This window comes from Ruegeria sp. AWH4_226 (assembly GCF_056159225.1).
Genome location: NZ_JBSWUU010000004.1, coordinates 124,357 through 130,804 on the forward strand (window position 1 = coordinate 124,357; position 6,448 = coordinate 130,804).

General features: G+C 56.0%; 6 protein-coding genes and 1 pseudogene. 3 read left to right on the top strand and 4 right to left on the bottom strand.

The window, feature by feature from the left end:
* Nucleotides 1-71: 71 nt before the first annotated feature.
* Entirely contained in the window at nt 72-1,160 is a 1,089-nt protein-coding gene (locus ACXAET_RS21550; protein ID WP_475190554.1) for a tricarboxylate transporter, read from the bottom strand.
* 139 nt (nt 1,161-1,299) lie between these two features.
* On the opposite strand from ACXAET_RS21550, the gene ACXAET_RS21555 reads away from it, so the two are divergent.
* Together ACXAET_RS21555 and ACXAET_RS21560 are read left to right on the top strand one after the other, a co-directional pair.
* Nucleotides 1,300-1,968 (top strand): response regulator transcription factor, encoded by a 669-nt coding sequence (locus tag ACXAET_RS21555; RefSeq protein ID WP_475190557.1) that lies wholly within the window; start codon nt 1,300-1,302, stop codon nt 1,966-1,968.
* Nucleotides 1,965-3,377 carry a sensor histidine kinase gene (locus ACXAET_RS21560; RefSeq protein WP_475190560.1) on the top strand — a complete coding sequence of 471 codons (1,413 nt, stop codon included), beginning with the start codon at nt 1,965-1,967 and terminating at the stop codon, nt 3,375-3,377. Before ACXAET_RS21555 ends, ACXAET_RS21560 begins: the two co-directional genes overlap by 4 nt.
* Before the next feature lie 44 nt (nt 3,378-3,421).
* Here the strand turns inward: ACXAET_RS21560 and ACXAET_RS21565 are convergent.
* Nucleotides 3,422-3,607: pseudogene (locus ACXAET_RS21565) on the bottom strand (IS6 family transposase); the annotation flags it as partial.
* 193 nt (nt 3,608-3,800) lie between these two features.
* On the opposite strand from ACXAET_RS21565, the gene ACXAET_RS21570 reads away from it, so the two are divergent.
* Nucleotides 3,801-4,856 carry a tyrosine-type recombinase/integrase gene (locus ACXAET_RS21570; protein WP_475190564.1) on the top strand — a complete coding sequence of 352 codons (1,056 nt, stop codon included), beginning with the start codon at nt 3,801-3,803 and terminating at the stop codon, nt 4,854-4,856.
* A gap of 54 nt (nt 4,857-4,910) precedes the next feature.
* On the opposite strand, the gene ACXAET_RS21575 is transcribed toward ACXAET_RS21570, so the two are convergent.
* Together ACXAET_RS21575 and ACXAET_RS21580 are read right to left on the bottom strand one after the other, a co-directional pair.
* The gene (locus ACXAET_RS21575) at nt 4,911-5,255 is read right to left on the bottom strand and encodes a type II toxin-antitoxin system RelE/ParE family toxin (RefSeq protein ID WP_475190569.1); all 345 of its coding nucleotides are present in this window, start codon (nt 5,253-5,255) and stop codon (nt 4,911-4,913) included.
* The gene (locus ACXAET_RS21580; protein ID WP_170514513.1) at nt 5,252-5,509 is read right to left on the bottom strand and encodes a type II toxin-antitoxin system ParD family antitoxin; all 258 of its coding nucleotides are present in this window, start codon (nt 5,507-5,509) and stop codon (nt 5,252-5,254) included. The genes ACXAET_RS21575 and ACXAET_RS21580 overlap by 4 nt, the downstream gene beginning before the upstream one ends.
* Nucleotides 5,510-6,448: the final 939 nt, after the last annotated feature.

Genomic DNA, 6,448 nt, shown 5'->3' on the forward strand with positions numbered 1-6,448 from the left:
CGCCTTTCATTTCTTGCAGAGTTAAAAAAGCGCGCGCCCATCATTGCAGGCACGCGCTGTGAGCGGTCGGCTTAGTTCAGCTCAACACCGTAGGCTGTTTTGAGCCAGTTCAGAACATAAGCTTTGGCGTTGTCATCAACATTGGTCGCAGTTTGCAGCGCCGCCCTGGAGCCTTCACCTACAAACACCGGGTATTTCCCGACGCGCTTGGAAGAGATTTCAGCAAAGTCGTCCCGCTCGGTCACCGCTTGGAAGGCCGCCGTGTATGCGTCAACGACTTCCTGAGGTGTATCACCAGGCAGGAAGGCCAGCTTCTGAACCGGGAAGCCTGCAACAAAGAACGCTTTCCACGCATCCCAGGCCTCGCCACTGGTTTCACAGCCATCGGTGGCTTCACATACTTCCTTAAATGTCGGGATATCCGGGAAGGTTGGGTCACGGACGATGTTGCCATCCGCATCCAGCGCACCCCATGTCATCATCGGTACGGCCTGACCCGCCTCAACCAGCGGGGCCGAACCGCCCAGGTAGCCAGAAGACGTCTGATAATCGATGTTGGCTTCACCGCGCTCGAACATCAAACGACCGTCGCCACGGCCTTTGATGCCAAAGACCGGCTCGACATTCATACCAAGCATTTGCCATGCCAACAGTGGTACCAGATCCAGACGGGTGGCTCCCTGCGAGCCGTAGATGAAACTGGTGTCTTTCAGCGCATTTGCGGAGCCATCGAACTTCGCTCCATCCTCGGCGTTCAGATAGGCGACACCACCGGTTCCCGAGGCCATGACCGGAATCCAGTCATTGTATTCATAGCGCACGCGCGGATCGCTCAGCAGATACGGGAATTGGGTAGAGCCCGACGTGCCGAACAGCAGCGTGCCATCGTCATGGCTTTGCTCCTGGAACCAGTTTGCGCCTTTGGTCGAACCAGCGCCCGGCATGAATTTCACGACCACGGTCGGCTGGCCCGGCAAAGCTTCGGACAGCAGCGGCGCAAAGAAGTTGGCCCATTTGGCGGACCCGCCCGTTTCCGAGAACGGGATGACCCACTCGATTGTCTTGCCCGAAAAATCAACCTCGGCATTGGCTGGTGCAGCGATACCGGCGGCGGCAATCAGCCCCACGACAGCGCGACGGGTGAAGTTGGAAATGGTCATTGGTTCCTCCCTATTGACCAGCCGACCACGCCAGCGCCGCGTGCACCATCGTGATCGTAAATTGAACTGTGGGGTTGATTCCCCTTCCCATCTGGCAATCATGGAGTGCCAACCTTGCGTGAAACTTGCAGGAGACCCGATGCGGATCGTCATCGTCGAGGATAATGAGACCCTCGCCAACGCTATTGCCTACCGTCTACGCGATCGCGGACATGCGGCGGACGTTTTGAATGATGGCGACGAGGCCGACTTGTATCTTGAGCAGGAAGGGGCAGACCTGATTGTGTTGGATATCAACTTGCCCGGTCGGTCGGGATTGGAAATTCTGAAATCTCTGCGCAATCGCGGCGACGGTGTTCCCGTGATCCTGCTTACGGCCCGCGCCGAGACCAGCGACCGGGTATCTGGGCTGGATATGGGGGCAGACGATTACCTCGTAAAACCCTTCGAAATGGACGAGTTGGAAGCGCGTATCAGAGCATTGTCGCGCCGCAAACAGCTCGACTACGGCGCCCGAGAGAGTATCGGCGAATTAGAGTTCGACCGCACCGCCCGGCAGGTCAGTGTGCAAGGCGAAGTTCTCGAAGTTCCACGCCGGGAAATGGCCGTGCTTGAATGCCTGCTGGAACGCCGAGGAAGGATCGTCCCAAAAAGCCAGCTGACGGATTACGTCTACGGTGTGGGGGCGGACGTCGATGATTCAGCCGTCGAACCTCATGTCTCCAGGCTGCGGAAACGTCTTCAGAATATTGGGATCAGGATAAAAACGGCGCGGGGTCTTGGGTATTTGCTCGAGGTCGAAAAGTGATTGGACACCGCTCGCTCAGACTAAGGCTCTTCATTCTTATCCTTACACCCCTGGTCCTGCTCGCAATCCTGCTCGGATATTGGCGATTTACGGCGGCTCAGCAAACGGCGCAGGAGCTGTTTGATGACAGTCTGCTGTCCGCTGGCCTCGCAATCTCGCGTGACGTGGCAATCTCGGGTGGTGATGCACTGTTGCCCTCCACACGCAGCTTGATCCGTGAGGCCTCGGGTGGTGAGGTTTTCTATCATGTGACCGGCCCCGGAGGCATTTACGTAACCGGCTATGCCTATCCTCCAACCTTTGCGAAATCCGACATTCAGAACCCCTACAAACCAATTTTTTTCGAAGCCGTTTATCGTGGTGAACCGGTGCGCGTCCTCAGAATGACTGAGCGCATCACCCTGGAAAACCTTGTGGGGGATGCAACCGTCACGGCTTGGCAACTCGTGGCCGACCGAAATGCTTTTGCCAATGAACTTTCGATCAGGGCAGCCATCCTCATGGGCATCCTGCTGGCCACCCTTGCCTTTGTCGTCTGGTTCGGTGTCGCTCGCGGCCTGCGACCGTTGCTGGATTTGCAGGATGCGATCGCGTTGCGCTCACTAGACGATCTAAGTGAAATCAAGCGCGCTGTCCCGGCTGAAGTGCAAGGGATTGTCGAGACCCTGAACCGGCTATTCGGACAGGTGGAGTACAGCATCAACGCCCATCAGGAGTTTATCTCTGAGGCCGCCCACCAGTTACGGAACCCGGCAGCTGCGGTTCAATCCATGGCCGAGGCGCTTCAGGACGCTAGAACAGATGAAGACAGAGAAAAACGCATCTCCGAGCTTGTGACGGCGGCAAAGAATTCCGCGACAGTGGCGGAACAGCTACTGTCACTTGAACGGCTCAGGCATCCAACCCAACAGGATCACATGGATGAGTTCGATTTCCGATCTGTTGTGGAAGAGGCCTGTGCCGAGATGGGCGTTCACATCCTTGCGAAAGGCATCGAGTTCGACGTCGCGATGCCTGAAAAGGTGGTTACGGTGTCAGGCGACCGGGTGTTTCTAGGTGAAGCGATAAAGAACTTGTTAGACAACTCACTCAAACACGGCGGCGTGGAACTGAGCAGTATTTCGGTCGCGTTGCACAGCGACAATGACACTGCGAAACTGACGGTGGCTGATGACGGATCAGGCCTAACGCCCGACCAGGCCGAAGCGGCCTTCGGGCGGTTTTCGCAGTTGGAGTACTCCGAAGGCAGCGGTTTGGGGTTGTCGATCGTATCCGCAGTGGCGCAGCGTCACGGAGGGCGGGTGTCAATCAACCAGGTCGAAAAGGGGGCAAGCCTTACGCTTGAGTTGTCAAAAACTCAATTAGGCTCTGGACCCAATGATTTGGTTGCAGTCGACGCGCCGAGCTGAATCAAGCTCGTGAAAATCAAAAGGCGTGATGAGCACCCAAATCAATCGGTCCAGAGCCTAACCTCAATCCCGATAGCCTCACGGCTTTCATTCAAGCACCTTTCCGCGAGCAAATCTTCGACATTGGCTGTGCTAAGGGCAAAGCGATGATGGGCCCAAACTGCGTAAGCAATGATTTCGCGAGGAAAGCGAAAGTCTTTCTCGCGAGGCATGTTGTTCGGAATCTTCATCCCAAGCGCATAGCGCGGGAAAGTTTGTCAGGCGACTTTGTTATACCGTGCAATCCCCAAGCCCTCTTTACGCGCATAAACTGAGTATTTTGATCGTTACTTTTGCGGTGCCCAAGTTCCCTTATTATATCCGATAAGTATCCCTTATTACGTATGATTGATTTCGCCGGAAAATGCGCGCAGAATGGGCCTCATGAAGCCCCCTGCCCCCTATCTTCCTGGCCCCTCCCCTGCCCTCTCCGTCGAAGATCAGGAGGCCCTGACCGATCTCTATGTGCGCGGCACGCCCGCCAACACGCTCAGGGCGTATGAGCGCGACCTGCTCTATGTGTCCGCGTGGAAGACAGCGCGCTTCGGCACGGCGCTGGACTGGCCGGAGTCCGAGGCTACGGCACTGGCCTTCCTTCTTGATCACGCCCGTGATCTGAATGATGCACCGGAAACGGATGTGGCGCGCGAAACCGCCGAAGCGCTGATCGCACAAGGGCTGCGCAAATCCCTGGCCTGCCCGGCCCCCTCCACCCTGGACCGGCGCATCGCCTCTTGGCTGGCCTTCCATCGGATGAAGAACCTCCCCTCCCCGTTTGGCGCGCCTCAGGTGAAGCAGGCCCGCGCCAAGGCAAGACGTGCCGCGGCCCGGCCCCCTGCCCCGAAGTCGCAGCACCCGATCACCCGTGATGTGCTGGAGCAGCTGCTGGCCACCTGTCGGAGGTCTCGTCGGGACTGCCGCGACCGGGCGCTGCTGATGCTGGGCTGGGCTTCTGGTGGTAGACGGCGCTCGGAGATCACCGGGTTGATGTTTGAAGACGTCTTACTGAAGGAATTCGACAAGAAAGGCCTAGTCTGGATCTCACTACTGGAAACCAAAACGACGCACAAGGGCGAGACCCCGCGGCTGGTGCTGAAGGGCCGCGCAGCCCAGGCGCTGGTGCATTGGATTGAAGTGGGCGGAATTGACAGCGGTCCCCTCTTCCGGCCGATCTCCAAGGCCGACCGGGTGCTGAAACGCCGGCTCAGCCCGGATGCGATCTACCAGATCGTCAAACATCGTCTGGCACTGGCTGGGCTCCCGGCAGGGTTTGCCTCGCCGCATGGATTGCGCTCGGGCTTTCTGACCCAGGCCGCGCTGGACGGTGCCCCGATCCAGGCCGCCATGCGCCTGTCCCTGCATCGCTCCATGGCCCAGGCGCAAAAGTACTATGACGATGTGGATATCGCAGAAAACCCGGCGGCGGATTTGTTGGGTTGAGCTTTGCTGATTGTTTAAGAAATCCCAACCTGAGGGATATTCTGGCTGCACCGCTTATGTCTTTTTTCCCGTCCCATCCGTCAACGTAGCCAGCGCAGAAACATGACGCGGCAGATCGCAACGGGAATGCAGGATATCGATTATGATCACGCTATCCGGCTGGTCCAAGTAGACAAGGAAATGCTCTCCTGCCCGTACATATCTGAGATCAACCGCCTCTTCGACCAATAAAGAGCAACTGCGGCTGGCCACCCTACCCTCGGTGATGGCTTGGCAGCGCGCTATTAGCTCTTGTTCATAAAGGTCAGCCTGATGCGGTCCAAAATTGTCGATGGTCCAACGGGCAATTTCCACCAGGCTAGATTCAGTGCGGCGTGTCAGTCGAAAGGGTCTGGTCACGTTTTGGCTCGTGCCCTTGCAAAGGCGCGACGGATCGCATCTGAACCGCTGCCTTCTGCTAAATCTCCAGCCTGAGCCTGCGCCACACCCTCCTGCAAGCCTTGTTTGAGAGACTCCAGCCCCGCTTCTTCCCGCTCCAGAAGACGAAGGCCCGCTCGCAACGCTTCACTGGCGTTCTGATAACGACCGGATGCAACCAGATTCTGCACCAGTTGATCCTGCGATTCTGTAAGTACGACATTGCGGGTTACCATGGCTTAAGCCTCCTCTTTGGCAATATATGCCAATGAGGCAGTCAATTCAACGACTGAGGACATAGCCCAAGTAGTTTAGTCGAACTGGTCTCATTTCTGAGTAGTACTTTGGCAAAATGGTTTCTCTTGATCGGGAAGAGGATGAGTTTAGTTCCACCACACTTCCAAGGAAGGACGAACGTGTCTTGTAACGTCGCCTCAACCCGGATGCGATTCATCAGATCACAGGTATCAACCCATGAACTGCGGTCAGAGTTTCTAACCCAGTGGCCTCTGAAGACCCTTGATCCAAACCGTCATGCGATTGTCACCGCACCGCTCCATGGCACAAGAGCAGAAACACCATGTCGACAACGGTATCGCCGAATGCCGCGCGAACGCCTTAAAAAGGGGTGAAGAAGCATTGGTTCAATTGATCTGCAGCATCGGTTTTTCTGCTGTCACGGCATAATACCTCAAAGACCAACTCCAGCGAAAACAGAACCACATCGGTATCTCGTAGGCCCAGAGAACCTGTTATTCGAACGCCATCCGCCCTGCCCTATCACGTCAATAAAATAGTCGGCGGTTATCAGGAAAATCCGCGCATTCAGTTTTGGAACGGCGCGAAGCATTGCGTTTGATTAGTTACTTTTCTGAAGAGTAGGTAAGATGTGAGCGGTTTGCTGGACTTAAAACTAGTCTTTGCTGGGCTAAAAGAAGCAACAATACACCTGAGGTCAAGCATCCTTCAAAATACTGGCTCGGAATCTGAAATCTTATCGGTTCTATGCAACCTTTAAGCGCTTCTCACGCGCCCAGCAGAGACGTGAGTTAACAGCTGTTAACTTCAGAACGCTTGTGCAGGTCTCGCAGCGACCCACAAGTTATTGATTTTTTTCTTGACATGAATCGGAATACGAGTGCCTAAATGTACTCAAGTTGCGCAACCAAACAAAA

What these genes read in the sequence shown, in the direction of transcription:
- ACXAET_RS21580 (WP_170514513.1), bottom strand. Translation starts at nt 5,509, where the DNA reads ATGGTAACCCGCAATGTCGTACTTACAGAATCGCAGGATCAACTGGTG.
- ACXAET_RS21555 (WP_475190557.1), top strand. Translation starts at nt 1,300, where the DNA reads ATGCGGATCGTCATCGTCGAGGATAATGAGACCCTCGCCAACGCTATT.
- ACXAET_RS21570 (WP_475190564.1), top strand. Translation starts at nt 3,801, where the DNA reads ATGAAGCCCCCTGCCCCCTATCTTCCTGGCCCCTCCCCTGCCCTCTCC.
- ACXAET_RS21550 (WP_475190554.1), bottom strand. Translation starts at nt 1,160, where the DNA reads ATGACCATTTCCAACTTCACCCGTCGCGCTGTCGTGGGGCTGATTGCC.